Origin of the sequence: Cohnella candidum (assembly GCF_003713065.1) — a bacterium.
Taxonomy (GTDB): Bacteria; Bacillota; Bacilli; order Paenibacillales; family Paenibacillaceae; genus Cohnella; species Cohnella candidum.
The window spans coordinates 3,323,331-3,349,092 of record NZ_CP033433.1 but is presented as its reverse complement, the minus strand read 5'-3'; the positions used below and the strand labels follow the sequence as shown (position 1 = coordinate 3,349,092).

Sequence of the window (25,762 nt, the reverse complement as noted above, 5' to 3'; positions counted from 1 at the left end):
GGCAAAGGAAGAGAGCGAAGTGATTTCCACTTGAAGACCGGTTCGGGCAAAGTGCTGCTTTACAGCATCAATTTCGCTCCCGAATTGACGGGCATCGGCAAGTACAACGGAGAGATGGTTCGTTGGCTGACCGAGCAAGGGTACCGGGTGCGCGTCATTACGGCGCCGCCGTACTATCCGCAATGGAAAGTGCCGGAGGGCTATTCGGCCGCCCGTTACGCGCGCGAAGAATGGCACGGGGCGCGGATCTGGCGTTGTCCCGTATGGGTGCCGAAGCAGGCGTCCGGAATCAAACGCCTCCTGCACCTGTTTTCCTTCGCGGTTTCCAGCGTGCCTGTCCTATTCCTCCAAATGTTTTGGCGTCCGGATATCCTCTTCGTCGTCGAACCCCCGCTAATGCTCTCTCCGATGGCGCTTCTGCTGTCGAAACCTTTTCGGGTCAAATCGTGGCTGCACGTACAGGATTTCGAGGTAGATGCCGCTTTCGAGCTCGGGATTCTGCCCGACCGCCCTTGGCTGAAGAAGGCGGTGACCCGCTTCGAGGGCTGGCTGATGCGGTCGTTCCGCATCGTCTCCTCGATCAGCCAGCCGATGGTCCGGCGGCTGCAAGCCAAAGGAGTGCCGGAGGAGCGGATACGGCACTTCCCGAATTGGGCCGATCTTCGCGCCATCCGGCCGCTCGCAGAGGGTGAACCGAACGGCTTGCGGGATGGAATGGGGTTCGGCCCCGGCGACATCGTCTGCCTCTATTCCGGCAACATGGGCGAGAAACAGGGGCTGGAAATCGTGCTCGACGCCGCGGAAAAGCTGAGGGAGCATCCCCGCATCCGGTTCGTCCTGTGCGGGGACGGCGTGGCCAAAGCGAACTTGGCGGAGCAGGCGCGGCGCCGCGGATTGGCCAACGTCCGGTTCCTGCCGCTTCAGCCGGCCGAGCGGCTGAACGAGCTGCTCAACATGGCGGACATCCACATGCTTATCCAAAAGCGGAAATCCTCCGATCTGGTCATGCCCTCCAAGCTGACCGGGATGCTCGCCAGCGGCAAAGCCGTCATCGCGACGGCGGAACGGGAGACGGCCGTCCACGCCGTCATGGAACAGTCCCGAGCGGGACTGCTCATTCCGCCCGAAGATCCGGACGCTTTGGCGGACGGGCTGCGGGACCTTGCCGAACGGGAGGCGTTCCGCAAGGAGGCAGGGCTTGCCGCCAGGAGATACGCGGAAGAAAAGCTCGGCTACGAGGCCGTCATGCAGGCCTTCCATCAATCCGTGACGGAGCTGGGAGTTCAGGTGGCTTATGGATCCAATGATCAATCGCATTCGGTTAAATCAGTATAGGCAAGACGGCTATTCGCGCGGCCGGAACGGGGCGGTCGTCCTGCTGTGGTGGTTCGTGCAGGCGACGTTGTTCCGATGCTCGCCGCAGCCGATGTACGGTTTCCGCCGGTTCTTGCTTCGGTTATTCGGCGCAAAGATCGGCGCGGGCGTGAAAGTGCGTCCGAGCGCGTCCTTTACGTACCCGTGGAAGGTTACCATCGGGGATCATTCCTGGATCGGCGACCGGGCCGAGCTTTACAGCCTGGATCGGATCGAGATCGGCGCGCACTGCGTCGTCTCCCAGCGCAGTTACCTGTGCACGGGAAGCCACGATCCGGAGGACGTCGCGTTTTCCTTGATCGTCAAGCCCGTACGCATCGAAGACGGCGCATGGGTCGCGAGCGACGTGTTCGTGTATCCGGGCGTGACGATCGGCACGATGGCCGTTGCCGCAGCGAGGAGCACGGTACTGCGCGACGTGCCGGCCGGGGAAATCCACGCGGGAACGCCCGCACGGTTCGTTCGGCAGCGTTTCCCGGGAGAAGCGGGCGAGGAATGGCCTGCGACCCCATCAGAACAACGGAAAGCGGTGGTTTCATGAAAATCGTGTTATTGTCCGGAGGTTCCGGCAAAAGGCTGTGGCCTCTCTCGAACGATACAAGGTCCAAACAGTTTCTGAAGGTGCTTCGCAACGAGCAGGGCGAGATGGAATCAATGGTCCAGCGGGTATGGCGTCAACTGGAAAAGGCGGGGCTGGCGGACGACACGCTCGTGGCGGTCGGCGCCAAGCAGACGGAAATCATCCGCAACCAGCTGCCGGATTCCGTCGTGACGATCGTCGAACCTACGCGCCGGGATACGTTTCCGGCCATCGCGCTGACCGCGGCGTATCTGTACTCCATCGAAAGCACGCCGCTCGACGAAGTCGTGGCCGTATTGCCGGTCGATCCTTACGTGGAGCAGAGCTTTTTCGAAAAGGTGAAGGAGCTCGAAACGGTCGTCAGGTCCTCTGAAGCGGACCTGGCGCTGATCGGCGTTCAACCGACCTATCCGTCCGCAAAATACGGCTACATCGTCCCGCACGCCGGGTCCGCCGATTCGGATACATACCGCTCCGTCCGGAAATTCGTGGAGAAGCCTTCGGAAGAAGCGGCCGAGGGCCTTATCGCCGAAGGCGCTTTATGGAACTGCGGCGTGTTCGCGTTCAAGCTGGATACGGTCATCCGCCTGCTGATCGATAAAGGCCTGCCGATCCACTACGAGGAAATGGTGAAGCAGTACGACCGCTTGCCGGCCATCAGCTTCGACTACGAAGTGGTGGAGAAAGTCGAATCCGTCGCCGTCACGCCTTACGATGGCTACTGGAAAGACCTCGGCACGTGGAATACGCTCACCGAAGAGATGAACATCGACAAAATCGGCCGCGGGTTGGTCAGTCCGGACTCGGTCAACACGCATGTCGTGAATGAACTGGATATGCTCGTGACCGTAATCGGCCTGTCGGACGTCGTCGTGGCCGCCAGTCCGGACGGCATTCTCGTCGCGGACAAAGCCCGCAGCCCCAAGCTGAAAGACATGCTGAAGGACATTGAGCAGCGGCCCATGTACGAGGAGAAGCGGTGGGGAACGTCGCGCGTCATGGACTTCCGGAAGCTGGATAACGATCGAGAATTGCTCACCCGCACCGTACGCGTCAATAAGGGACACTGCACAAGCTACCATTTTCATCTGAACCGGGACGAATATTGGACGGTCGCGAGCGGGGAAGGGACGTTCGTCATGAACAACGTCATCTCCAAAATCCACGCCGGCGACGTGCTCCACATTCCGGCCGGCACCCCTCACAGCGTGCTCGCCGAGAGCGACATGGAGTGGGTCGAGGTTCAAATGGGCAGCCGCGTAAGCGCGGAAGACGTCATTCGGCTTTACCACGAGTGGGCGGATATCGAGAAGCATTGCGGCATTACCGGATAACCTTCCGAAGCGGCGAACGTTAACGACCTAAACCTTTAACGAAGCGAGGTTTCCGCATCATGGATGAGAAAAGCAAGTACCGGGAGTTGTGCCGCCGCCATTCGGACATCCCGCTCGTCAATCAGGACTGGTGGTTGGACGCGACGGTCGGCGAAAGCAACTGGGATGTGCTTTTGGTGGAAAGGGGAGGCGAGGTCGTCGCCAGCCTTCCTTACCACCGGACGAAGAAATTGCTCTTCGACGTCATCGAAATGCCGTACCTGACGTTAACGATGGGCATCTGGATCAAATATCCGAAAGGCCAGAAATACGCGACCCGATTGTCCTACGAAAAAGAAATCTACTTAGAACTCATCGACCGCCTGCCGAAGGTGGACTACTACACCCAGCACTTCCACTGGCATATCACCAACTGGAGCACGTTCTATTGGCGGGGCTTCCGTCAGACGACGCGCTACACTTACGTCCTGGAGAACCTTCAGGATACGGAGCGTCTCTACGCCAACCTGAAGGAAAAGACGCGCAACGAAATCCGCAAAGCCGAGAAGCAGCTTCGGATCGTCGAAAGCGACGACATCGAGGCGTTTCACCGGATCAACGAAATGACGTTCGAACGGCAAGGGGTCAAAATGCCGCATACGCTCGAATTCATTCGGAAAGTCGACAAGGCGTGCCGGGAACGGAATTGCCGCAAAATCTGGTTTGCCGTCGATCGGGAAGGCCGCGTTCACAGCGCCGTTTACATCGTCTGGGACGAGCACTGCGCCTATTATCTCTTGGGCGGCGGCGATCCGGAGCTTCGGAAAAGCGGGGCGTCTTCGCTGCTGTTGTGGGAAGCCGTGAAGAGACTGTCGGGCGTGACGAAGAATCTCGATCTCTATGGCGGCATGCACGAGCCCGTCGAAACCTTTTTCCGCTCTTTCGGCGCGGTGCAGAAGCCTTATTTTCAAATTTCGAAAATCAACGGCAAGCTGTTCAAATTCGCCTATTACCTGAAGCAGGCGATCAGCCAGGTGACGGCGGTCGTCACGACGGTTTCCTTATATACCAATATCAATCAAGGGATGATGGTGTAAAATGAGCCTTCTTCAGACCGGTCCCGCGGCCGCGGCCAGGGACGCCAAAAGCAAATACAGGGAGCTTTGCAGCACCGAGCCCGGCGTGCCGCTGTTCGATCAGGATTGGTGGCTCGACGCTGTCTGTGGGGGACCGGACAATTGGGACGTCGCCCTCGTGGAAAGAGGGGGCCGGATCGTGGCTTCGATGCCGTACCGCAAGACGAAAAAGTCGATGTTCGAGGTCATTTCCATGCCGCAGCTTACGCTGACGATGGGGGTTTGGATCCGCTACCCCGAGTTTCCCAACCAGGACGCCAAGCTGTCCTACGAAAGGGAAATCTACACGGAGCTGATCGAGCAGATTCCGGCGGTGGATTACTTTAACCAGCAGTTGCACTGGGACAATACGAACTGGAGCATTTTTTATTGGAAAGGGTTCCGTCAAACGTCCCGGTTCACGTACGTGCTGGAGGATACGACGGATTTGGAGCGGGTGTACGGGGAGTTTTCGGACAAGGTGAAGGCGGACATCGCGAAAGCCGAAGGGCGGATCCGCGTCGTGGAAAGCGACGATCTCGACCTTTTCCAGGCGACCAACAGCAAAATGTTCGATCCTCCGAGGTTCTCGATGCCGTACTCCTATGAGACTCTGAAAGCGGTGGATGAACGGTGCCGAAGGAGAAACCGCCGGAAAATCCTGCTGGCGCTGGACGCCGACGGGAACGCGCAATGCGCCTTGTACCTGGTGTGGGACGACCGCTGCACGTATTACCTGCTGGGCGGGGAGACGCCTGAGGCGAAGATGAGCGGAGCTCACTCGCTGCTCGTTTGGCATGCGATCCGGGAGATGTCCAAGGATCGGAAGGCGTTCGATTTCCACGGAGGCATGCACGAGCCGATCGAGAGAATCTACCGTTCTTTCGGCGCGGCGCAGAAGCCCTACTTTCAGATTTCGAAAATCAACGGCAAGCTGTTCAAGTTCGCCTACTACCTGAAGCAGGCGATTCGGTAGAAATAGGGTGGCTTTAAAAGCGTGCGGCAATTTTCGGGAACCGCGGGATCCATGCGCTGGTCGACTACCGGATCAGCACTGTGGAATCTGCGGTTCTCGTGCGTTCGCTCGAACCCCCAGCTTGCTAGAACCCCCGTCGAACCTCCGAAATAGACTCCCACGTCCACTATTTGGATCGTAAGTCCGAAGTACCGCTAAAATAGCCTCCCACGTCCACTAACTCGCTCGCGTCCAGGCAGCGCAAATTTAGTGATACCCGGTATCGCTAATTCGGCGGAATGGTGGTGATGGGGCGATTTAGTGATACCCGGTATCGTTAATCCGTCGCGATGACGGTGTTTGGGCAATTTAGTGATACCCAGTGTCGTTAATTCGACGTGATGGCGATGGTCGAGCGATTTAGCGATACCTAGTAACGTTACTTGCAGCGACGCGGAGGTCGAGCAATTTAGCCACAAAAAAAGCGATCGAGGCGATCGCTTTTTTTTTCATGTACGCTCAATCCCGTTTCCCGGCTGCCGTCTGCAGCTCGGACGACGTTCTCACGTTGCGCAGCAGGCCATGCTCGACCAATTGCAGCGCGGCTTCCTTCATGTCCTTGCCGGCTAGATTCAGTGTTTCGGCGATGTCCATCAGGTCACGCTGCCCGTCGCTGAAGGCGATCAGATGAGTGGTCTGGAGGATGCGCAGCTTCTGCTCGGGCGTTCTCGTCCCGCCGGTGTAGGGGTAGAGGCCGCGTTTGTCGAGCTTGGGCTCGCCGTGGATATGCGTGCAGACGTACGTCTCGTTCGCTTCCAGCGTCTCGATGAGCGCCAGGTACATGTCGACCGTCTCCTGCAGCACTTGCTCGCTGATGAGCGAACGGTTGTCGAGCGACGTGTGGTACTCGGGATACTCCCCGTACATCGTGCGCATGAGACTGCCGACCGGAAGTCGGAAGCCTTCGCTGCAATATTGCCGCTCATCGCTGCCGAACGGGTTCCACTCGACGACTTTATAAGGCTTGCCCGACTGCTTCAGCACATGAAGCGCCGCTTTGTCGGCCAACGTGTCGCCCCGCTTGCTCTTCTTGTAGGTGAACGCCTCGCCGTGTCCGACGCAGGTGACGACATAGCCGGCGTCCACCTTGGCGACCAGTTCATCCCCGTGCTGGCTTAGATACAGCAGCGAACCGATCGTTTCGGGCAGGTAGAGGAAACGGTAGTTGTATTTCAAGTCTTTGCGGTCTTTCAGCGCCCGGTAAATCATCGTCTGAACGAGAGGCCCCGACAGTTCGTTGATCGCCATCGAAGGATGGCAGACGTACGTCGAGAGCAAAATTTCGCGGTCCGACGAACCCCGAATGAATCCCTCTCCGATGGTCATGTGCCCGTCTTCCAGGTCGGAATCGATCACGACCTCGTACCAGTCGTCGGTGAACTCGGGCAGACGGCGATGCTCGACGCAAAATCCCCAGTCCTCCCGGTAATAGGACATGACATAGGGAATGGCGTCCGGGAGATCGGGCTTCGTGTACAGATGCTCCATCAGCTCGTTTCGGGAGACGTAGCCCCTGAACGGCTTGCTATAGCCCATCAAATGGAGGTTGTTCGCTTTAAAATCGATCAGCGTGCGTCCTTGCCCGTCTTTGACGTAGGCGTCCCTGACGTTCCATTCCTTCGGCACGGTCCAATCGAAGCATACGGTGCCGGTCGGGAATTCCCGCTGCCGGATCGGGGCGCACTCGCCCAGGATGTGCAGCGTTTCCCGCACGCCGTTGCCCGTAATGCTCCGGTTGATCGGAAACAGCCGGTCGAACAAGTCCATCAACATGCCCTGGAACCCCCCGTCAGAAGTCGTGGTCGCCGCCGACGATGCCGGATGCGCTCTCGCTCAGGTAATAGGACTTCGCGTGGGGGTTCGTGGACACGCACGTATACCAGCCCATCCGCCCGCCGAAAAATTCGAGCAGCTCCGGATGTTCGCTCAGCCGGATTTCGTGAACGCCGTTCGGCGGCAGTTCCAGTTCTCGAGTCAGGGTGGCCGTATCTTCTTCCCTGTAGAAGGTCAACGTGACGGGAGCGTTCCGCTCGTAAGGATTCAGCGGAGCGCTGTTCACGACCCATACGACGGCATCCTGCTGGTCGGCCAGCACGGGCGCCCAGTGGAAGGAGCTTCGTTTGTTCTCCAGCGCCGGATTGTTGACGTCCATCGTTTTGCAAATGTTGCAGGGCAAGGCGTGGGTTCCCATGCCGTAATCCAGGCCGATTTTCAATCGGGTCGGCAGCCGGCTTCCCCGGACGGTGCGGGCGACCAGGTTGGCCCCCGCCGCGCGCTCTGCATCCGCCCCGAACTTCTCGGCCAGCGGTTTCAGTTCCAAGGTATGCAGTCCCCGGTGAATCGGGGCAATCCGGTGGACGTTTCTCTCGATGCCGATGAGCGTTCCGTCCTTCTCGTAGAGCTCCAGGTCGATTTCCAGCTCCGAGGGAGAATAGATCGGGTAGAAATTAATGTTCGTGTAGCGGTCCCCGGAAAGAGACAGCGGCACGAACAAGCTGGCCGGCTGCCAGCCTTCGGGCGCGTCCTTCCAATAATGCTCGTCGCCCGAATGGGAAGACGTGTCGTAATAGGTGTGGGTGACGCTGATGCCTTGCCGCGAGCGCTGGACGTTGCCGGCGATGATGCGGGGGAACACCCACGCAACGTCGAACTGGATTTGCGCCGTGCCCGGCTTGCCGCCGAGGAAGCCCTGCAGATCGACGTGCCGATCCGGATGGACGATCGTCGTCTCGTAAGGGAGCAGCTGCGAAACCGGAATCAAGCATTCCAGCGTCTCGCGTTTGCTGTTGTAGAACTTCATAGCGATGCGGCCGTCCCGTACCGGATCGCAGCCGTTCACGAACGCGAAGAACGGTTCCCGGTCGTCGTCGGCGTAAATGTTGAAGCCGGCTTCGGGAACGACGGACTCGAGGTTGGCGTTGCGGTCTTCCGCGTCATTAAATACCCGCTGAGCCGTGTGGACGATCGTTCCGAATTCCGGGCCGTAATATTGCACGACAACGGCCGGATAGGGATAGACGAGGTCACGGGAGGAGTAGAATTCGATTTCCAGACTGCCGGTAAATTCGGCTTCCGGGTTCATACCGGCCCAGGCCAGCAGATCCTCCGCCTCGACGCGGTAGGCTTTCGCTTCGGTGATGCGTTCAGAGCGACGGTACAACGGGGTGCCGTGGATCGAACGCAATGTGACGACGGAATGGATCTCCGGAATGCTTCGTTTGACCATCCAATAGCCGAGAAAAGCGATGCGGGTCCGCACGCCCTTCAAATGGAACACCGGAAAGATCGCGGACGAACGGAACGTCGGTTTCCGCGCGACGGCGGCATTTGCAGCCGACGCATGCTGAAGATGGCTTTGGTAGCTTCTCATGAAACGGCCTCCTCCGGGATCAGAGCCGGCTTCTCGACGGCCAACCCGTGTTTGAGCAATTCGCTGTAAAATTCGTGAACGAACGAGAACGAGACGTCCGCTTTCTCCGCGATTTCCAGCAAGCTTCTTTCCCCGTTCATGTAAATCTGGATCGCCTGAAGGGCGTTGTAGCCTTTGGGATCCTTCAGCGGATCGATGTACAAGTTGTATCCGCTCAAGTAAAGAGGACCTTCGTAGGTCCGGACCGGGACGCAGTCGGCTTCGAACGTGGCGACGATATCGGTCAGGATGCGGAACGTTTCCTCGAGCCCTTCGAAGTCGCAATGGGCGAGGTCGTCCCAATCCGTGTGGTAGTAAGGAAAAGGATGCCGGGCGAGGCAGACGGTCGGAATTTCGAATCCCGGCCCGTCGTAGAACATTTCGTCGTTCCCGTACAGGCTGCGGTATGGGGCATCCAGGCGCCCCGCTTCGTAATTCCGGAGGACGCTGCGCGTGATGCGGTCCGCGTAGCTGTTGCCGGCGAACGAGGCGGAATAGCTCATGGGCAGCAGGTTGGCCACCATGTCCAGGTAATAGCCATAGCGCAGGTTTTTCACGTCCCGGCCGTGCTCCAGGACGGCAGCCGCCGCGAAGTATTCCGGCCCCATGATGAGCCGGTACGTGTACTTGCGCCTCGGCAAGGTCTGCAGGTGCCGGAAAAGCTCGACCAGCACGGCCATACAGGCGATTCCGTCGTTCACCTGGCCGGGGTGGCAGGTGTGGGCGGCGAAGAAGATCGTCTCTTCGGTTTCTCCCGGGAGAATCCAGTCGATGACGTCGAGCTGTCCCTCTTCGAAGGAAACGTCGATATGGACGCGGTAAGCTTCGTCCGTCATTTCCTTCACGACGTTGGCCGGAACGCTGAAGCCCCATTGGGTATGCTCCCGGTGGTACTGCCAGCGGTTGAGGTATATTAGGCGGTCTTCCAAAACCGGATGGGAGGATACGTGCTTCATGAGCTCCTCCCGGCTGAGGATGCCGGAAAAGGGGGCCGAGTAGGAATTCAGGTACAGCGGGTGCCAGGCGTAATCGGCGATCCGCTTGCCGTCCAGCGTTTCGATAAACGCTTCTTTCACGACCCATTTACGGGGCACGGCCCAAGTCAGGCAAGGGGTGCCCGTGGACAGCGAAAGGACGCCCACTCCCAACTCCTCGGCGAGCTCCCTCGCGAACAGGCTGGTATCGTCCGCGACCGACACCCGGTTCAGCCTGTAGTACCGGTCAATCATCGTTTTCATCCGTTCCTTGCGACGCTCCGCCTCCACATTTTCACGCTCCAATTAGTATACTTACGAAGAAAATTTGTTACATATTGTATCAATCTTGCATTTAATTTATACTAATCTCTGTCAAGAGTCAATCCTACTTTTCCGACACGGGGGGAACCAAAGATGAGAATCGCCGCCATCGTGCAGGCGCGCATGGGCTCCACGCGGCTGCCGGGCAAAGTGCTCCGGCCTCTCGGCGGGGTGCCGGTCATTCAATGGATCTACGAGCGGTTGTCCAAATGCAGGAACCTGGACCAAATCGTCGTGGCGACGGGCGAATCGGCCGCCGACGACGAATTCGCGGAAACGCTCAAACGGCTCGGCATTCCGGTGTTTCGAGGAAGCGAGCACGATGTGCTGGACCGCTATTACCGGGCGGCGAGAGCCATCCGGGCGGACGCCGTGGTACGCATTACGGGAGATTGTCCCTTAATCGATCCGGCCGTCGTGGACGCCGTGGTCGCAAGGTTCAATGAAGGCCAGCCGGAGCTGCGCTATGTTTCCAACATCAATCCGCCGACGTATCCCGACGGGCTGGATGTCGAGGTGTTCACCATCGAGGCGCTGTACCAGGCATGGCGCCAGTCGGAATGGGCGTCCGAGCGCGAACACGTCACGCCTTACATGAGAAACCGTCCGGACCTGTTTCCCCAGGACCATATCCGCTGCGAGAAGGACTATTCCCACTACAGGTGGACGTTGGACGAAGAGCGGGATTGGAGCTTTCTGACCGCACTCGTGAGCCTGGCCTCGGACAAGGGGTGGGAGCCTCGAGAGGTCTCGTTCCCCGAATGGCTTTCGCTGATCGAAAGCCATTCGGACTTGACCGGGCGGAACGAAGGAATCCTCCGCAACGAAGGAGAGATGAAGTCTCTCGCGGCGGACCGGAAGGTCAAATGAGCGGACCCGCTCGAATACCGCAAGCGGCTGTCAAAGGAGAGGCTCGTCAAATGAACAAAACGAAGCTGGGTCTCGGGACCGTTCAATTCGGCTTGCCGTACGGCGTGTCCAACCGCCAAGGGCAGACGGCTCCCGAAGAGGTGCGGGCGATTCTCGAAACGGCGCAAGAGCTGGGCGTTCGGGTTCTGGATACGGCCGTGCTGTACGGGGAGAGCGAAGAGGTGCTGGGCAGCCGGCTTTGGGGGAATCACGGCTTCGATATCGTGACGAAGATGCCTTCCCTGCTTGCGGCAGACGGCGGCCGCTTCGACGCTGCTGAGGCGGACCGGCTGCTGGAGCAGTCCCTCGGCAGGCTGCGTCAGCCCTCCGTCTACGGGCTGCTGCTGCACCGGGCGGGAGACTTGCTGTCCCCGCAGGGCGACGAAATCATGGAATGGCTGCTGGGCTGCAGACGGCGGGGCCTGGTGGAGAAGGTCGGGGTGTCCGTCTACGCCGAAGACGACGTCGAGGGGCTGGCGGAGCGTTATCCGCTCCAGCTGCTGCAGGCGCCCGTCAACGTTTTCGACCAGCGGCTGATCCGCAGTGGAGCACTCCGCAAATGCAAGGAGCGGGGGATCGAGGTCCATGCCCGGTCGGTTTTCCTGCAGGGCCTCTTGTTGATGGACAAGGATGAGATCCCCGCCTATTTCCGGCCGTATGCCCGGCATCTCGAAGGCTACGCTCTGTTTCTCCAGCGCACGGGACTTGATGCGGTAGAAGCGGCCCTCTCCTACGTGGACGGGCTGGCGGAAGTGGATGCTTTCGTATGCGGCGTGAATGACCGCGCCCAACTGCTCCAGCTCGCCGCCGCGCTGCGCAACGGCCTCCGCCGCCGGTCCGACGAGTTCGCTCCTTTCGCGGCGCGCGACCCGGCGTTGTTGAATCCTTCCCAGTGGAAGCTTTAAGCCATACAAGAATGATCCGATCCACCCAATCCCAAGAAATCAGGTGAAACCATGTCCAGTCGATACGCGCAATCGGAAAGATTGCTGGAAAGAGCCCTGCACACGATTCCGCTCGGCAGCCAAACGTTCAGCAAAAGCAAAACCCAATACCCGCTCGGCGTCTCTCCCTATTTCATCGAAAAAGGGCTCGGCAGCCGGGTGTGGGACGCGGACGGCAACGAATACATCGATTTCGTGAACAGCCTGGGGGCCGTGCTGCTCGGCTACCGCGACCCGTTCGTCGACGACGCGGTCCGGCGCCAGATGGACAACGGAGTTTCGTTCAGCTTGCCGCACCGGCTGGAAATGCAGGTCTCGGAGAAACTGACGGAGCTCATTCCGTGCGCCGAGATGGCGCGTTTCGGCAAAAACGGCTCCGACGCCACGGCCGGCGCGGTCCGGCTGGCCCGGGCCTACACGTCGCGGGAACGCGTCGCGGTGTGCGGTTACCACGGCTGGCAGGACTGGTACATCGGTTCGACCGCGCGTCATCTCGGCGTTCCGAAGGCGGTTCGCGAGCTGACCCATTCTTTTACCTTCAACCGTCTCGATACGCTGGAGAAATTGTTTTCGGATTACCCGGGCGAATTCGCCGCCGTCATTCTCGAGCCGATGAACTCGACCGAACCGACTCCCGAATTCCTGCAGGGTATCCAGGCTCTATGCCGCAATCACGGTACGGTCCTCATTTTCGACGAGACGGTCACCGGATTCCGCTTCGACATCGGGGGCGCGCAGCGTCTGTTCGGCGTGACGCCGGACCTCGCGACGTTCGGCAAAGGAATGGCCAACGGTTACCCGATCTCGGCCATCGTGGGAAAACGCGACCTCATGATGAAAATGGAGGATATTTTCTATTCGTTTACGTTCGGAGGGGAAACGCTGTCCCTGGCGGCGACGCTTGCGACCCTGCGCAGGCTGGAGACGTACCCTGTGATCAGCTCGATCCACCGCGTCGGGCGTAAAATCATGGACGGCATTCGCGATTCCATCGAACTGCACGGTCTGGAGTCGGTCCTGTCGGTGACCGGCAGTCCGTCGTGGTCGTTTCTGAGCATCCGGGACACCGACCGGTACAGCTCCTGGGACATCAAAACCTTCTATTTGCAAGAAATGCTGGCCCGGGGCATTCTCACGCTGGGCGCCCATACCGTCAGCTATTCGCATACCGACGAGGACGCGGCCCGGCTCCTGCTCGCTTACGACGAATTCCTGCAGCAGCTCGAAACCGCGCTCACCCGCGGCGATCTGGAGAACCGGCTTCGCTGCAAGCCGTTGGAGCCCCTGTTCCGGGTACGATAACGCTTGACATGTTACATTTTGTATCGTATCGTGAAGAGGCATAAGATACAACGTGTATCTCAAGGGGCGAACCGATCATGGAACCGGAATTGAAGGAATTGCTGAGGCTGTTGTTTCGCAGGGCGTGGTTCATGGTCCTGATGGCCGCCGTATTCGGCGGATCCGTATTTTACTACCACGACAAGTATGCCGTGCCGAGTTACGAAGCCGTCTCGAAGGTCATCGTCCATACCTCTTCGACTTCGGAGTATACCGATACGTACAAAGAAATTTTGACGACGCCCGTGATCATGGATCCGGCCGCCGCCCGCCATCCGGAGCTCGGGCTGACTTCCGAGCAGCTCGCTTCGCGCATTTCGGTGGGCACCTCCGAGAAATCCCAGGTCATGAGCATTTCGGTGAGGGATCCTTCTCCCGACAAAGCGGCCGCGATCGTGCATGCGGTGGCGGACACGTTCCGCGAGGAAATCCCGAAAGTCATGAAGGTGGACAGCGTCACGATCCTGAGCGACTCGGGCAAAGCCGAGCCTCCCCGCAACGTCTCCAAGAGCTTGACCAGCAAGCTCGCGATCGCGGTCGTGCTGTCGTTCATGGCCTCCATCGGCTTGATTCTGCTTCGCGAATACTTCGACGACAAGATCCGCACGGAGAAGGACGTGGCCGTGATGCTGGGCAAGCCTTTGCTCGCGACGGTAACCCGCATCCGGAAAGGGGATTTCAAGACGGGTGAAGTTGAAGATCTGGAGCTTTCGAAGAAAATCAAGGCAGGTGAAGCGATCAATGTCGGCGTTAATCAGTAAGCACAAGCTGGTGGCGATCGCGAATCCCGATTCCCCGCGTACCGAGATGTTCCGGGCTTTGCGAACGAACATCCAATTCGCCGACTCGGATCGGGAACGCCGGGTTCTCGCGGTGACCTCCTCCAAACCCGGCGAGGGCAAATCGACGACCGTCAGCAATTTGGCGGTCCTGTATGCCCAAGCCGAAAAGAAAGTGCTGCTGGTGGACGCCAACCTGCGCAAACCGGCGCTTCACCGCTTGTTCTCGGCGTCCAACCGGCTGGGGCTGACCAGCGTGCTGTCCGAAAGCTGCACGATCGAGCATGCCGTGCAGGAGCTTTCCGTGCCGAACTTGTCCCTGATGGCCGCGGGGCCGGCCACCGTCTATCCGTCCGAAATGCTCGGATCGGAACGGATGCTGAAGCTCCTCGAGGAGCTGAGGACCCGTTACGACCTCATCCTGATCGACGCATCCTGTTTGCTGAACGTGACGGATTCGCAAGTGCTGTCCGCTTTCTGCGACGGCGTCGTGTTCGTGGTGAGAGCGGGAAAAGTCAGGCAGAAGGAAGCGATGCAGGCAATGGAGAGACTGGAGCACGTTCGGGCCAAAATCGTAGGTGTCGTCTTGAATCGAATGTAGGACCCACGCACTATGCAAGCGTGCCCGGCGGGCCAAGCCGGCGCGCTTTTTCTTGTTTTTGATACATTCTGTAGACAAAAGTGTTGACGTATAATTGATACTAAATGTATCATAAGGTTCAAGCGGAATACATTATGTATCGAATAGGTCTATAGTCGGGGAAGGAAGGTACAGATGGAAGTTACGGGAAAAGTGGTATTGGTGACCGGGGGAACCGGATCGTTCGGAAGAAAGTTCGTGCAGAAGGCGTTGGATATGGATGTGCGGAAGATCATCGTGTTCAGCCGGGACGAGTTGAAACAGTACGAAATGAGCCAAGAATTCACGGATCCGAGGATGCGGTTTTTCATCGGGGACGTTCGCGACGCGGAGCGCTTGAACCGGGCTTTCGACGGCGTGGACATCGTGATTCACGCAGCGGCGCTGAAGCACGTGACCGCTTGCGAATACAATCCGATCGAAGCGGTCCGGACGAATATCCTGGGCGCCCAGAACGTCATCGACGCGGCGATCAACCGCGGCGTCAAGCGGGTCATCGCGCTCAGCACGGACAAAGCGGCCAACCCCATCAACCTGTACGGCGCGACGAAGCTCGCTTCCGACAAGCTGTTCGTCGCGGCCAACGCTTACGTGGGCGAGAAGCCGACCCGGTTTTCCGTCGTCCGGTACGGCAACGTGGCCGGCAGCCGCGGCAGCGTCATTCCTTTTTTTCACAAAATCCGCCGCACCGGCAAAGTGCCGATTACCGACGAACGGATGACCCGTTTCTGGATCACACTCGACCAAGGCGTGCAATTCGTCATGGATAACTTGAAGCGGATGAAAGGCGGCGAAATTTTCGTCCCGAAAATCCCGAGCGTGAAAATCGTCGATTTGGCCCAGGTGATCGCCCCCGACTGCCAGATGGAATTCGTCGGCATCCGGCCCGGCGAGAAATTGCACGAAGCGATGATCACGGAAGACGACGCCCGGAAAACGGTCGAATTCGACGGTTATTACGTCATCAAACCCGAATACCACGGCTGGCTGGACGACGACCCGGACGGCTACGGGGGCAAACCGCTGGACGAAAGGTTCAGCTATTGCAGCCATACCAACGACCACTGGCTGACGGACGAAGAAATCCGGCAGTACCTAGGTGAATACGCATGAGAAACACCTTCCTTCCTTACGCACGGCAATGGATTGACGACCGTGACATCGAGGCCGTCACGGCGATCTTAAAGGGAGATTACCTGACGACCGGCCCGCTCGTTCCGGAGCTGGAGAGCAAAATGGCGAAAACCGTGGGAGCCCGCTACGCCGTCGCTTTCGCAAACGGCACCGCGGCGCTGCACGCCGCCTGCAGCGCGGCCGGAATCGGCGATGGAGACGAGGTCATCACCACGCCGATGACGTTCGCGGCCAGCGCTAACTGCGTGCTGTACCAAAACGGAACGCCGGTTTTCGCGGACATCGACGAGCGGACCTATAATGTCGACCCGGTTGAAGTCGAGAAGCTCGTGACCGATCGGACGAAGGCGATCATCGCCGTCGATTTCACCGGCCAGCCGGCCAATCTCGCCGCGCTGCGGAAAATCGCGTCGAAGCACGGACTCGTGCTGATCGAGGATGCGGCCCATGCGCTGGGCGCGAGCTACCAGGGGAGCAAAGTCGGTTCCGTCAGCGACATGACGATGTTCAGTCTTCATCCCGTGAAGCACGTCACGTCGGGGGAAGGCGGCGTCATCACGACGAACAGCGAGGAATATTACCGGAAGCTCCTGCGGTTCCGCAGCCACGGCATCGTGCGAGACCGCGAGTCGCTCGAGAATCCGAGCCGCGGCGCCTGGTATTACGAAATGCAGGAGCTCGGCTACAATTACCGGCTGACCGACTTCCAGGCGGCGCTTGCCGTCAGCCAGCTTGACAAGCTGGATCGTTTCGTCGAGCGGCGGCGGGCGATCGCCGACCGCTATAACGAGGCTTTCTGCGACATGGAGGAAGCCATCCTGCCCGAGCAGGACGGCAACGGAGAGTCCAGCTGGCATCTCTACGTCGTACAGCTGAAGCTCGACCGCCTTCGCTTCGGGCGCGACGAAATTTTCGAACGCATGCATGCCGAGAACATCGGCGTTAACCTGCATTACATTCCGGTCCACCTTCATCCGTATTACCGCCGCTTAGGATACGGTCCGGGCTTGTGCCCGAAGGCCGAACGGTTTTACGACAGGGTGCTGACGCTGCCGCTGTTCCCCGCGATGACCGACCGCGACGTCGAGGACGTGATTCACGCCTTCCGCAAAGTCATCGGGGAGAGCGTCAAAGAGCCCGTTGCCGGATGAAAGCCGCTATACGCGCCGACGCTTCCCGGCTCATCGGGTCGGGACACGTCATGCGGTGCCTGACGTTGGCGGACCGGCTTCGGCAGCGGCGGCAGGCCGAAGTCGTCTTCCTGTGCCGGGAGCATGACGGGAATCTCATCGCCTATATCCGCGAGAGGGGCTACGAAGTTTTCGTGCTGCCGGAACCGGCCGCGACAGGCTCGCGGAATGAGGATGAGCGGCCGCCGGCCCACGCGCACTGGCTCGGCGCGCATTGGGCGGAGGACGCGGAGCAGACGATCGCTTGCTTGCCCCGCCTCGGCCGGAACGGGAAGATCGACTGGTTGGTCGTCGATCACTATGCCTTGGACAGCCGGTACGAGGAGAAGGTGCGTCCTTACGTCGGCAAGCTCATGGCGATCGACGATTTGGCGGACCGCCCGCACGACTGCGACCTGCTGCTCGACCAGAACCTGGACCCCGACGCGGGGGCTCGTTACGGCGGATTGATCGCGCCAGGGACCCGCCTGTTGGTCGGGCCTATGTTCGCGCTGCTGCGGGAGGAATTTGCTGAGCTTCGCAGGCGCGTCAGGCGCGATGGAAGCGTGCGGCGGCTGCTCGTCTCGTTCGGTGGCATAGATGCGACCGGGGAGACCGTCAAAGCCCTGCAGGCGCTGCAGTCGATGCCGGAGGAAGATTGGGCCGTGACGGTGCTCGCCGGCAAATCGAATCCGAACGCCGAGCGGATTGCCGAATTCTGCGACGGGCTGCCGAACGCACGCTTCTTCCGCCACGCGGAGAACGTCGCGGAGCTGATGCTGGAAGCCGACGCGGCCGTCGGGGCGGGAGGCTCGTCCACGTGGGAGCGCTGCTGCCTCGGCCTTCCCTCGCTGATCGTAACGACCGCTTCGAACCAGATCGAACTGACGGAACGCGTCGCGCAGACCGGCGCGGTTCAATGGTTGGGCCCATCCGAGGAAGTCGGCCCGGACGTGATCCGGGAGGCGCTGCTGACGCTGCGCCGGCATCCCGGGACGGTGCTGCGGATGTCCGCGCGCGCCATGGAACTGACCGACGGCTTAGGCGCCGATAGAATCGTGGAGGAGCTTGTCCGATGAAGAAATTCGCGAGCATTACGGTCATTTCCGACCGGCGGAATTGGATGAACGAATTCCTGCCGGCCTGGCTGCTCAAGCTGAAGCCGCTGGTAGAGGATATTATCTGGGTCCATGAAGTGAGGGACATGACGGGCGGGGACATCGCTTTCTATCTGGGCTGCGGGGAGATCGTTCCCCCGGCAATTCTCTCCCTCTATGAACGCAATTTGGTCGTGCATGCGAGCGACTTGCCCAAGGGCAAAGGCTGGTCTCCCTTGGCTTGGCAGATCCTCGAGGGCAAAAGCGACATCCCCGTCAGCCTGTTCGAGGCGGCGGAGCGGGTAGACAGCGGCCCGATCTACTTGAAGCGAACGCTCTCCTTCCGCGGAACCGAACTGATCGATGAAATGAGGCGGGAGCTCGCCCGGGCCACTTTCGAGATGTGCGGGGAGTTCCTGGACCGCTACCCCGGCATCGTCGCGGAAGCGGTGCCGCAAGAGGGCGAGGCCACGTTTTATCCGAAGCGCACGCCCGCCGACAGCCGGCTCAACCCGGACCTGTCGATCCGCGATCAGTTCGCGCTGATGCGCGTGGCGGACAATGAAAGATATCCTTGCTATTTCGAATTGGACGGCGACACCTTCGTGGTGAAAGTCGAAAAGAAGAAGGTGACGTGATGCGGGAAATCCAACTGGGACACCGCAAGGTCGGAACGGGCCATGCCCCGTTCATCATCGCGGAAATGTCCGGCAACCATAACCAATCGCTCGAAACCGCGCTTCGCATCGTGGACGCGGCGGCCGAATCCGGCGCGCACGCGCTGAAGCTGCAGACGTACCGGGCGGACCTGATGACGCTGGATCTGGAGGAAGGCGACTTCTTCATCGGCGACCCGGCCAGCCTGTGGAAAGGGCAATCCCTTTACAAGCTGTACGAGCAGGCTTATACGCCGTGGGAGTGGCACAAGCCGATTTTCGACCGCTGCCGGGAGCGGGGGCTGATTCCGTTCAGCACGCCGTTCCACCCGGACGCCGTCGATTTCCTGGAAGAGCTGGACGTGCCGTTTTACAAAATCGCGTCGTTCGAGAACAACGACCTGCCGCTCATCCGGCGCGTCGCCGCGACCGGCAAACCGCTGATCATCTCGACCGGCTTGTCGACGATCGCCGATCTCGAAGAAGCGGTCAGCGCAGCCCGGGAAGCCGGATGCCGTGACCTGATCCTGCTCAAATGCACGAGCCATTATCCGGCTTCGCCCGTCGACAGCCACTTGAACACGATCCCCCACCTGCGCAGCCTGTTCGGCTGCGAAGTCGGCTTGTCCGACCATACGCAAGGGATCGGCGTGCCGATCGCCAGCGTGGCGCTCGGGGCGACGGTCATCGAAAAGCATTTCACGATTTCCCGGGCGGACGGCGGCGTGGACGCGGCTTTCTCGCTCGAGCCGGAGGAAATGAGACAGCTCGTTGCCGAATCGGAGCGCGCTTGGCAAGCGCTCGGCGGCGTGCATTACGGGCTGACCGAGAAGGACAAGCAATCGCTGAAGTTCCGGCGCTCCCTCTACATCAGCCGCGACGTCGCCGCCGGAGAAACGCTCAGCGAGGACAATATCCGGATCATCCGGCCGGGATACGGCCTCCCTCCCAAATTCATGGGCATGTTCGTAGGGCGCACCGCTTCCCGCGCTCTGAAAGCGGGCACGCCCGTCAGCTGGGATCTGCTCTAGCATGGCGAAAATAGGCTACGGCGCGTTTCTGCTCGGCTGGATGGCCGTCATGTTCCTGTTCTCCTCCCAGCCGTTCGAGCGGCAAGACATGCGCCCGTGGCTAGAGCGGTTAGTGTCCTCGCAACAGCTGGAGCGCTACCTGTCTTGGGTGGATTTCACGTACGGCGGCCACCCCGTCAGCATTGAAGAGCTGGGCGCGGCCGAGTTCGTGCAATTTTTCATCCGCAAGGCGGCTCATGTGACGGAGTACGCGATTCTCGGCTGCCTGACGCTGCTCTTGCTGAGAGCGATATTCAGAGGCAGAAGCTATCTGCCGATCGCCGCCGCGCTGCTCTGCTTCGCCTTCGCCGCCACCGACGAATACCACCAATCCTTCGTGGGCGGACGGACGCCTCTTCCGGAGGACGTCCTGCTCGATACGCTCGGCGCTTGTTTGGGCACCGTGCTGACCCTGCTCGCGATCGGAATCGGAGGGCGTCCGGGCCGAAGGGCCGGGCAAGCCAAAGGAAAGGAGAAAATGGGATGAAAGTGCTGTTCCTGACCAATATTCCCTCTCCTTACCGCATCGATTTCTTCAACGAGCTGGGCAAGCGCTGCGAGCTGACCGTATGGTTCCAAGCCCGTAACGAGTCCAACCGCGAATGGGAGATCGAAGGGCTGGGCCGCCATTTTCGCTATCAATTCCTGAAAGGCCGAACGTTCGGCCTCGATAAGCATTTGAACCTGTCGATCCTCCGCGAGCTGAACGCGGAGCCGTTCGACGCGTATATCATGGGCTGCTACAGCTCGCCGACCGAGATGCTCGCGATCCATTGGCTCAAGCTTCGGCGGAAACCGTTTATCCTGAATTCGGACGGCGGGTTTCCGGGCAACGACCGCTGGCTGCAGCGGAAATTGAAAACCTATCTGATCTCCAGCGCCGCTCTGTGGCTTTCTTCGGGCAGCAGCTGCACTCGCTACTTGGAGCATTACGGAGCGGCCGCCGACCGCATTCGGGAGTACCCGCTGTCTTCGACGGTGCTGTCCGGCGAGGAGTTACAACCACTGGCACCCGAAGAGAAAGCGGAGCTGAAGCGGAAGGGAAACCTGGAAGGCGTCGTCCTGCTTGCCGTCGGGCAATTCATTCCGCGCAAGGGCTTGGACGTGCTTCTGCGAGCCTTCGCCAAGCTGCAGAGGGAACTTCCGGAAGGGAAGGCCAGCCTGCTGCTCATCGGCGGCGGGCCGGAGGAAGCGCGTTACGAGGAGATCATCCGGGAGGAAGGCATCCGCGGCGTTACGATCAAGCGCTTCTTGCAGAAGAACGAGCTGCTGCCCTATTGGAAGCTGGCCGACGCATTCGTCCTGCCGACGCGTTACGACGTGTGGGGCCTTGTGTTCAACGAAGCGGCCGCCTTCGGCTTGCCGATCGTGACCACGGACCGGGCGGGCGCGGCCGGCGACTTGGTGCGCGACGGGGAGAACGGCTTCGTCGTGCCCGCGGAGGATACCGAGGAGCTGGCCCGGGCACTTCGGCGGTTGGCGGAGGATATCGACCTCCGGCAACAGTTCTCCCGCCGGAGCCGGGAGATCTCCGAGCTGTATTCGATGGACAGGATGGTGGATGCCCATGCCGCTATCCTGGAAGGCTGGCGGACGGAAAGAGAGGTTGCCTCCCGTGAACATCTGTACCTGGATTCATGAGGGGGAAGGGAGCCGGGAATCGGATTGGCGTTGCGCCGCGGTATTCTTCGCGACAAGCCGCCGCCACAATCCGCTGGCCGACCACATCCTGTTCACCGACGCCTCCTCGGTCCCCCGGATCCGGGGGTTCGACCTGGAACGGTTCCTCATCGAGGAGCTGAAGGTCAGGATCGAACGGGTCCCGCTGAGTTACCGTTCGCCTTTCGGGTTTCAAGGCATGCGCAAAAGCCCGTTTTATCTGTTTGACGTGATTAAGCGAATCGCTTCGCCGGGAGAAGACGAGGAAGCCAAATACGCGGTCTTTCATCCGGACTGCGTCTGGCTGCGGCCGGCATCCATCGTGGAGTCCCAGTTGGAACGGTACGGACTGCTCACGATGGCAACCGAAGACGCCGTCCTGACGGAAGCCGAACTGAACAGCATCAGCCGCCTCAAGCTCCGGGAGATTTACCGGGAGATGCTGGGCGAAACTCCGGTCCGGGTACCCGAAGTCTGCGGCAGCGAGTGCTTCGCCGCCACCGTGAAGGAAGCCCGCAAACTCATGCCGGAGCTGGAACGCGTATGGAGCGTGTCCCTCGAGCGTTTCCGCCGGAATCGTCCGAGGCTCGCGGACGAGGAGCAGATGCTCGGGTTCGCCTACGCCCGGCTCGGGTATCCGCCGCGGACGGCGAATCCGTTCATCAAGCGGATCCGGACTTCTCCCGACGCAGCCGGAAACGAGGATCCGGACGATTTGTATCTGACCGTGTGGCATTTGCCGGACGAAACCGATGTCGGCTTCGTTCGGGTGTATCGGGATGTCGTTCGGGGGCGTACGGTTTTCCGTACGGCGAAGGCCGACGCCTACCGGCGGTACCTGTCCCGGGCGATGGGCGTTCGGCTCGGCAGGCGCGGCCTTACGGCGCGCGGCATGCGGAACCTGGTATACCGCAAGCTGCGGCATATCGTCAAATGAGTATGAGAGTAAGCGAGTAAAGGACGGAGCGGGATGGACCAAGACGAGTCGATTGTCATCATAGGCGCCGCGGACAACTGTTATGCCCAGCATCTGGCTGTCGCATTCGTGTCCGTACTCGCGAACCTGGCTTGCGAAAGACGGGTCCGGTTTTACGTCGCCGACGGGGAGCTGACGGCGGATAACCGGGAACTGCTTACCCGTTCGGTGACCCGCCACGGCGGAGAAATCGAATTTCTGTCCGTCAGCAGGGACGCTTTCAACGATCTCTTCATCGCCAAAGGCCGGCACATCACCCAAGCCAGCTATTACCGGCTGGTCATACCGGAAATGCTTCGGGACCGGTTGATCGAGAAAGCCGTTTACCTGGATTGCGATCTTATCGTGCGGGACGATATCTCCAAGCTCCTGGACGTGCCGATGGAGGATTGTCCGATCGGCGCGGTCGAGGATTTGGGAGGCGGATTCCGGCGGGCCGATCTAGGCATGCCCGACAACGCCGCATACTTCAACTCGGGCGTGCTTCTGATCCATTTGCCCAAATGGCGGGAAGCGCGGATCACGGAGCGCGTTTTCCGGTTCGTGAGGGAAAATCCCCACCGCATGCACTATCACGACCAAGACGGGCTGAATGCCGTGCTCCATGGCCAATGGATGGCCCTGCATCCCAAGTGGAACGTGCAGCGGAACATGCTGGGCAGGATCGACGCGGCCGGTGATAAGCGGGAGAAATTCCGCCAAGCCGTGAAGCAGCCGTCCATCGTGCATTTCACGGGCAACTCCAAGCCGTGGCATTACGACAACGCGCATCCTTACAAGAAAGAGTATTACCGCTACCTGTCCATGACGGAGTGGAAGCACTACAAGCCGGCCGCCGGCTTCAGGCTCATTCTGAAGCGGTGGGCCCGGACGATGCTGCCCGATGCGTTCCTGACCCTGGCGAGAAGATTGCGCTTCCGGTGACGGCATGGGCCGCAGACGTTTGCCAACATGCCGCAGAGGAGACCTGTTCCGGTGAAGAAGGCGAAGGGTACGAAAATCCTGTTCGTTTGCACGAAACCCTATCAATACTTGATCGCCCGCCTGATCAAGGAGGGGGGCGGCTACGAGCCGTGCGACATCCTCATTCTGAACCATTTCCACGAAGCGGAAGAGTTCGCCCGCAAGGTCCGGGAAACGGGGGTATGGAAGAAAGTTTTCTATATCGACGACGGGCAGCTGGATCAATACAAGCTGGCTCTGCACCCGCTTCGCAAGTATTTCTTCTATCACGGCTGGAAGAAGCTCCTGCCTTCCGTGCTTGCCGACACTTCAGCCTATTCCGAAGTTTTCGTCGCGCATGATTTCGTCGCCGTGGAATACGCGATCATGCGGAAATTCGGCAGCGAAAACAAGCCGGTTTACCTGTACGAGGAAGGCTTCGGCAACTACATCAACAACAGCACCCATTCCCGCTGGCACATGCGCATGCTCAAGCGAATGGCGCCCCTGCTCGGGCTTCCCGGCGGCTATTTCGGCAGCCTGCGCTGGATCGACTCGGTCTGGCTGCAAAGACCGGCGCTGATCCAACAGGATCGCCAAAATCCGATCCGCAAGAAAACAAGGGGCTTGCCGATGACCTTTAACCGGTTTCTCGCCATTCCCCGCATCGTAGAGGAATGTTACCGGCTTTACCCTGAACTGAGCGAGATCGACCGCCAAGTCGCGGGGCTGAAGGAAATGTCGGTCGTGCTGACCGATTCGTTCCTGGATACGGTTCCGGACCGTGCGGCCTACGTTCGGGACATGAAGGCGAAAGTCGATGAAGCGGTCGGGCGTTCCGACGCTCCGATGTTCATCAAACAGCATCCGGGCGAGAAGCGGGATATCGACGCGGTACCGGGAAAGATCCTGACGCTGCCCAAGAAGCTGCCCTGCGAGCTGCTCTACCTGGTGATCCTCAAAAACGGAATCCGCAAAATCAACCTCTTCTCCTTCGGCAGCACCGCCATTCTCAATCTGTACGACCTGTGCAAGTCCGACAACAGCCTGGACATCTACATATTCGACAGCCTGAGGATGGAAGAGGACGTCAAAATGATCGCCGACCGCTTCTGCGAGCTGGCGAAAAAGCATCAGATCGCGTTCCAAACCGTGTAAGGGGGAGGACATGAAAAACATTCTGTTCATCCAGCCGTACGCCAGCCAGGTGGGCGGCGTCGATTCCGTGCTGCTCCAGCTGGTCCAAGGCTTGGACCCTGCGCAATACCGCTCCTTCGTCATGCTGAGCGGTCCTTCGCCCTATGCGGAGAAGTATGAAGCCTCGGGAGCAACCGTGTTGTACGGTCCCTTGGCCGTTTTCGGCAAGCCGACGGACGCCGGGTATTACTTCCGCAACTTCAAGCTGCTGTTCCGCTCCATGAAAGAGATTCGGCGGATCGTGAAGGAACACAAGATCGACCTGATCCATTCGCACAAAATGGAGGTCATCGGCGCGAACGCCGTCGGCCGCATGCTCGGAATCCCCACGATCCAAACCGTGCACGAGCTGGCCAGGCGGCCTCTGTTCGCTTATCGGTTCGTGGGCTGGCTGGACCACGTGCTGAACGACAAAGTGATCGTGCTATGCGAGAGAAGCAAAATCATGTTCCGGTGGGCGGGACGGGAATCCCGCAAGCTCGTCAAAATCTATAACGGGATTTCGGCTCAGCACCCGGATCGGCTGCCCTTCGCGTCCTCTTCCCTTCGGCAGCAATTGAACCTGCCGGACGACGCGAAGATCGCGATCGCGGTTGCCCGCTTGTCCCCCATGAAAGGCTTGGAGTACTTCATCGAAGCGGCCGCTCGCTGGAAAGCCGAGCATCCCGGCATCAAAGCCGTTATCGTCGGGGACGTCGCGTTCGACCATGAAGCGCCTTACAAGGAGAAGCTGCTATCCAGAATCCAAGAGGCCGGCCTGCAGGATACGGTGTTCATGCTCGGCTTGCGCCGGGACGTTCCCGAGCTGCTGCGCCAGAGCGACTTGCTTGTGCTGCCGTCGGTGTACGACATTTTCCCGACGGTGATCCTGGAAGGCATGAGCGCGGGCCTGCCCGTCGTGGCGACCGACGTCGGAGGGGTGCCCGAAATGGTGCGCGAAGGGACCGGCGTTCTCGTTCCTCCGCAGAATGCGGCTGCGCTGTCGGATGAGGTTGTCCGAACCCTGTCGGGGGATTACGAATCGATGGGGCTCCGCGCGAGGGAAGTGTTTATGAAAGAGTTCACGAAAGAGCAGTACGTCAAGCGTACGACCGAGGTGTACGACGAAATGTTCGCCCGATACGCGGCTGCTCGTTAACCGGTTG

General features: G+C 59.9%; 24 protein-coding genes. 21 read left to right on the top strand and 3 right to left on the bottom strand.

What is annotated here, in order from left to right; all coding sequences use genetic code 11:
- Positions 1–30 precede the first annotated feature (30 nt).
- Genes EAV92_RS15345 through EAV92_RS15325 form a run of 5 tightly spaced genes read left to right on the top strand, consistent with a single transcriptional unit; the run spans position 31 to position 5,358 of the window.
- Entirely contained in the window at positions 31–1,335 is a 1,305-nt protein-coding gene (locus EAV92_RS15345; protein WP_123041916.1) for a glycosyltransferase WbuB, read from the top strand.
- On the top strand, positions 1,304–1,915 hold the full coding sequence (locus tag EAV92_RS15340; RefSeq protein ID WP_123041915.1) for a putative colanic acid biosynthesis acetyltransferase: 612 nt from the start codon (positions 1,304–1,306) through the stop codon (positions 1,913–1,915). Before EAV92_RS15345 ends, EAV92_RS15340 begins: the two co-directional genes overlap by 32 nt.
- A complete protein-coding gene (locus EAV92_RS15335; protein ID WP_123041914.1) occupies positions 1,912–3,288 on the top strand; it encodes a sugar phosphate nucleotidyltransferase in 1,377 nt (458 codons plus the stop codon). Before EAV92_RS15340 ends, EAV92_RS15335 begins: the two co-directional genes overlap by 4 nt.
- 59 nt (positions 3,289–3,347) lie before the next feature.
- The gene (locus tag EAV92_RS15330) at positions 3,348–4,364 is read left to right on the top strand and encodes a GNAT family N-acetyltransferase (RefSeq protein ID WP_123041913.1); all 1,017 of its coding nucleotides are present in this window, start codon (positions 3,348–3,350) and stop codon (positions 4,362–4,364) included.
- A gap of 1 nt (position 4,365) precedes the next feature.
- A complete protein-coding gene (locus EAV92_RS15325) occupies positions 4,366–5,358 on the top strand; it encodes a GNAT family N-acetyltransferase (protein ID WP_123041912.1) in 993 nt (330 codons plus the stop codon).
- 498 nt (positions 5,359–5,856) lie between these two features.
- On the opposite strand, the gene EAV92_RS15320 is transcribed toward EAV92_RS15325, so the two are convergent.
- The 3 genes from EAV92_RS15320 to EAV92_RS15310 are packed head-to-tail and all read right to left on the bottom strand — an operon-like array spanning position 5,857 to position 10,071.
- Positions 5,857–7,170 carry a DUF4910 domain-containing protein gene (locus EAV92_RS15320; protein ID WP_123041911.1) on the bottom strand — a complete coding sequence of 438 codons (1,314 nt, stop codon included), beginning with the start codon at positions 7,168–7,170 and terminating at the stop codon, positions 5,857–5,859.
- Positions 7,171–7,186: 16 nt separating this feature from the next.
- Positions 7,187–8,767: a hypothetical protein gene (locus EAV92_RS15315; protein WP_123041910.1), complete on the bottom strand. Its 1,581-nt coding sequence runs from the start codon at positions 8,765–8,767 to the stop codon at positions 7,187–7,189.
- Positions 8,764–10,071: a DUF4910 domain-containing protein gene (locus tag EAV92_RS15310; RefSeq protein WP_123041909.1), complete on the bottom strand. Its 1,308-nt coding sequence runs from the start codon at positions 10,069–10,071 to the stop codon at positions 8,764–8,766. Before EAV92_RS15310 ends, EAV92_RS15315 begins: the two co-directional genes overlap by 4 nt.
- A gap of 126 nt (positions 10,072–10,197) precedes the next feature.
- Here EAV92_RS15310 and EAV92_RS15305 point away from each other — a divergent pair, with 126 nt between their 5' ends.
- The 16 genes from EAV92_RS15305 to EAV92_RS15230 all read left to right on the top strand — a co-directional run bounded on the left by EAV92_RS15305 (position 10,198) and on the right by EAV92_RS15230 (position 25,755).
- Complete coding sequence (locus EAV92_RS15305; protein WP_123041908.1) at positions 10,198–10,974, top strand: cytidylyltransferase domain-containing protein; 777 nt, start codon at positions 10,198–10,200, stop codon at positions 10,972–10,974.
- A gap of 50 nt (positions 10,975–11,024) precedes the next feature.
- The gene (locus EAV92_RS15300; protein WP_164472797.1) at positions 11,025–11,918 is read left to right on the top strand and encodes an aldo/keto reductase; all 894 of its coding nucleotides are present in this window, start codon (positions 11,025–11,027) and stop codon (positions 11,916–11,918) included.
- A gap of 51 nt (positions 11,919–11,969) precedes the next feature.
- Positions 11,970–13,259 carry an aminotransferase class III-fold pyridoxal phosphate-dependent enzyme gene (locus EAV92_RS15295; RefSeq protein WP_123041906.1) on the top strand — a complete coding sequence of 430 codons (1,290 nt, stop codon included), beginning with the start codon at positions 11,970–11,972 and terminating at the stop codon, positions 13,257–13,259.
- Between the two features lie 77 nt (positions 13,260–13,336).
- Complete coding sequence (locus tag EAV92_RS15290; RefSeq protein WP_123041905.1) at positions 13,337–14,059, top strand: YveK family protein; 723 nt, start codon at positions 13,337–13,339, stop codon at positions 14,057–14,059.
- Complete coding sequence (locus tag EAV92_RS15285) at positions 14,040–14,678, top strand: CpsD/CapB family tyrosine-protein kinase (protein ID WP_123041904.1); 639 nt, start codon at positions 14,040–14,042, stop codon at positions 14,676–14,678. The genes EAV92_RS15290 and EAV92_RS15285 overlap by 20 nt, the downstream gene beginning before the upstream one ends.
- Positions 14,679–14,852: 174 nt before the next feature.
- A complete protein-coding gene (gene pseB, locus EAV92_RS15280) occupies positions 14,853–15,830 on the top strand; it encodes a UDP-N-acetylglucosamine 4,6-dehydratase (inverting) (protein ID WP_123041903.1) in 978 nt (325 codons plus the stop codon).
- Positions 15,827–17,002, top strand: a complete 1,176-nt coding sequence (gene pseC, locus EAV92_RS15275; protein ID WP_206424225.1) for a UDP-4-amino-4,6-dideoxy-N-acetyl-beta-L-altrosamine transaminase — start codon at positions 15,827–15,829, stop codon at positions 17,000–17,002. Before pseB ends, pseC begins: the two co-directional genes overlap by 4 nt.
- On the top strand, positions 16,999–18,099 hold the full coding sequence (gene pseG, locus EAV92_RS15270) for a UDP-2,4-diacetamido-2,4,6-trideoxy-beta-L-altropyranose hydrolase (RefSeq protein ID WP_123041901.1): 1,101 nt from the start codon (positions 16,999–17,001) through the stop codon (positions 18,097–18,099). Before pseC ends, pseG begins: the two co-directional genes overlap by 4 nt.
- A complete protein-coding gene (locus EAV92_RS15265; protein ID WP_206424224.1) occupies positions 18,096–18,755 on the top strand; it encodes a formyltransferase family protein in 660 nt (219 codons plus the stop codon). Before pseG ends, EAV92_RS15265 begins: the two co-directional genes overlap by 4 nt.
- Positions 18,755–19,804 (top strand): pseudaminic acid synthase, encoded by a 1,050-nt coding sequence (pseI, locus tag EAV92_RS15260; protein ID WP_123041900.1) that lies wholly within the window; start codon positions 18,755–18,757, stop codon positions 19,802–19,804. Before EAV92_RS15265 ends, pseI begins: the two co-directional genes overlap by 1 nt.
- A gap of 1 nt (position 19,805) precedes the next feature.
- On the top strand, positions 19,806–20,330 hold the full coding sequence (locus EAV92_RS15255; protein ID WP_123041899.1) for a VanZ family protein: 525 nt from the start codon (positions 19,806–19,808) through the stop codon (positions 20,328–20,330).
- Complete coding sequence (locus EAV92_RS15250) at positions 20,327–21,484, top strand: glycosyltransferase family 4 protein (protein WP_123041898.1); 1,158 nt, start codon at positions 20,327–20,329, stop codon at positions 21,482–21,484. Before EAV92_RS15255 ends, EAV92_RS15250 begins: the two co-directional genes overlap by 4 nt.
- Entirely contained in the window at positions 21,459–22,439 is a 981-nt protein-coding gene (locus EAV92_RS15245; RefSeq protein ID WP_123041897.1) for a hypothetical protein, read from the top strand. The genes EAV92_RS15250 and EAV92_RS15245 overlap by 26 nt, the downstream gene beginning before the upstream one ends.
- A 33-nt stretch (positions 22,440–22,472) precedes the next feature.
- On the top strand, positions 22,473–23,402 hold the full coding sequence (locus tag EAV92_RS15240; RefSeq protein ID WP_123041896.1) for a glycosyltransferase family 8 protein: 930 nt from the start codon (positions 22,473–22,475) through the stop codon (positions 23,400–23,402).
- Between the two features lie 51 nt (positions 23,403–23,453).
- On the top strand, positions 23,454–24,578 hold the full coding sequence (locus EAV92_RS15235) for a polysialyltransferase family glycosyltransferase (protein ID WP_123041895.1): 1,125 nt from the start codon (positions 23,454–23,456) through the stop codon (positions 24,576–24,578).
- A gap of 10 nt (positions 24,579–24,588) precedes the next feature.
- Complete coding sequence (locus tag EAV92_RS15230) at positions 24,589–25,755, top strand: glycosyltransferase family 4 protein (protein WP_123041894.1); 1,167 nt, start codon at positions 24,589–24,591, stop codon at positions 25,753–25,755.
- Positions 25,756–25,762: the final 7 nt, after the last annotated feature.

Excerpts from the sequence above, each read along its gene's own strand:
- pseG (WP_123041901.1), top strand. The coding sequence starts at position 16,999 with ATGAAAGCCGCTATACGCGCCGACGCTTCCCGGCTCATCGGGTCGGGA.
- EAV92_RS15295 (WP_123041906.1), top strand. The coding sequence starts at position 11,970 with ATGTCCAGTCGATACGCGCAATCGGAAAGATTGCTGGAAAGAGCCCTG.
- EAV92_RS15325 (WP_123041912.1), top strand. The coding sequence starts at position 4,366 with ATGAGCCTTCTTCAGACCGGTCCCGCGGCCGCGGCCAGGGACGCCAAA.
- pseI (WP_123041900.1), top strand. The coding sequence starts at position 18,755 with ATGCGGGAAATCCAACTGGGACACCGCAAGGTCGGAACGGGCCATGCC.
- EAV92_RS15250 (WP_123041898.1), top strand. The coding sequence starts at position 20,327 with ATGAAAGTGCTGTTCCTGACCAATATTCCCTCTCCTTACCGCATCGAT.
- EAV92_RS15340 (WP_123041915.1), top strand. The coding sequence starts at position 1,304 with ATGATCAATCGCATTCGGTTAAATCAGTATAGGCAAGACGGCTATTCG.
- EAV92_RS15240 (WP_123041896.1), top strand. The coding sequence starts at position 22,473 with ATGGACCAAGACGAGTCGATTGTCATCATAGGCGCCGCGGACAACTGT.
- EAV92_RS15305 (WP_123041908.1), top strand. The coding sequence starts at position 10,198 with ATGAGAATCGCCGCCATCGTGCAGGCGCGCATGGGCTCCACGCGGCTG.
- EAV92_RS15230 (WP_123041894.1), top strand. The coding sequence starts at position 24,589 with ATGAAAAACATTCTGTTCATCCAGCCGTACGCCAGCCAGGTGGGCGGC.
- EAV92_RS15335 (WP_123041914.1), top strand. The coding sequence starts at position 1,912 with ATGAAAATCGTGTTATTGTCCGGAGGTTCCGGCAAAAGGCTGTGGCCT.
- pseB (WP_123041903.1), top strand. The coding sequence starts at position 14,853 with ATGGAAGTTACGGGAAAAGTGGTATTGGTGACCGGGGGAACCGGATCG.
- EAV92_RS15285 (WP_123041904.1), top strand. The coding sequence starts at position 14,040 with ATGTCGGCGTTAATCAGTAAGCACAAGCTGGTGGCGATCGCGAATCCC.
- EAV92_RS15315 (WP_123041910.1), bottom strand. The coding sequence starts at position 8,767 with ATGAGAAGCTACCAAAGCCATCTTCAGCATGCGTCGGCTGCAAATGCC.
- EAV92_RS15290 (WP_123041905.1), top strand. The coding sequence starts at position 13,337 with ATGGAACCGGAATTGAAGGAATTGCTGAGGCTGTTGTTTCGCAGGGCG.
- EAV92_RS15330 (WP_123041913.1), top strand. The coding sequence starts at position 3,348 with ATGGATGAGAAAAGCAAGTACCGGGAGTTGTGCCGCCGCCATTCGGAC.
- EAV92_RS15265 (WP_206424224.1), top strand. The coding sequence starts at position 18,096 with ATGAAGAAATTCGCGAGCATTACGGTCATTTCCGACCGGCGGAATTGG.
- pseC (WP_206424225.1), top strand. The coding sequence starts at position 15,827 with ATGAGAAACACCTTCCTTCCTTACGCACGGCAATGGATTGACGACCGT.
- EAV92_RS15320 (WP_123041911.1), bottom strand. The coding sequence starts at position 7,170 with ATGTTGATGGACTTGTTCGACCGGCTGTTTCCGATCAACCGGAGCATT.
- EAV92_RS15255 (WP_123041899.1), top strand. The coding sequence starts at position 19,806 with ATGGCGAAAATAGGCTACGGCGCGTTTCTGCTCGGCTGGATGGCCGTC.
- EAV92_RS15300 (WP_164472797.1), top strand. The coding sequence starts at position 11,025 with ATGAACAAAACGAAGCTGGGTCTCGGGACCGTTCAATTCGGCTTGCCG.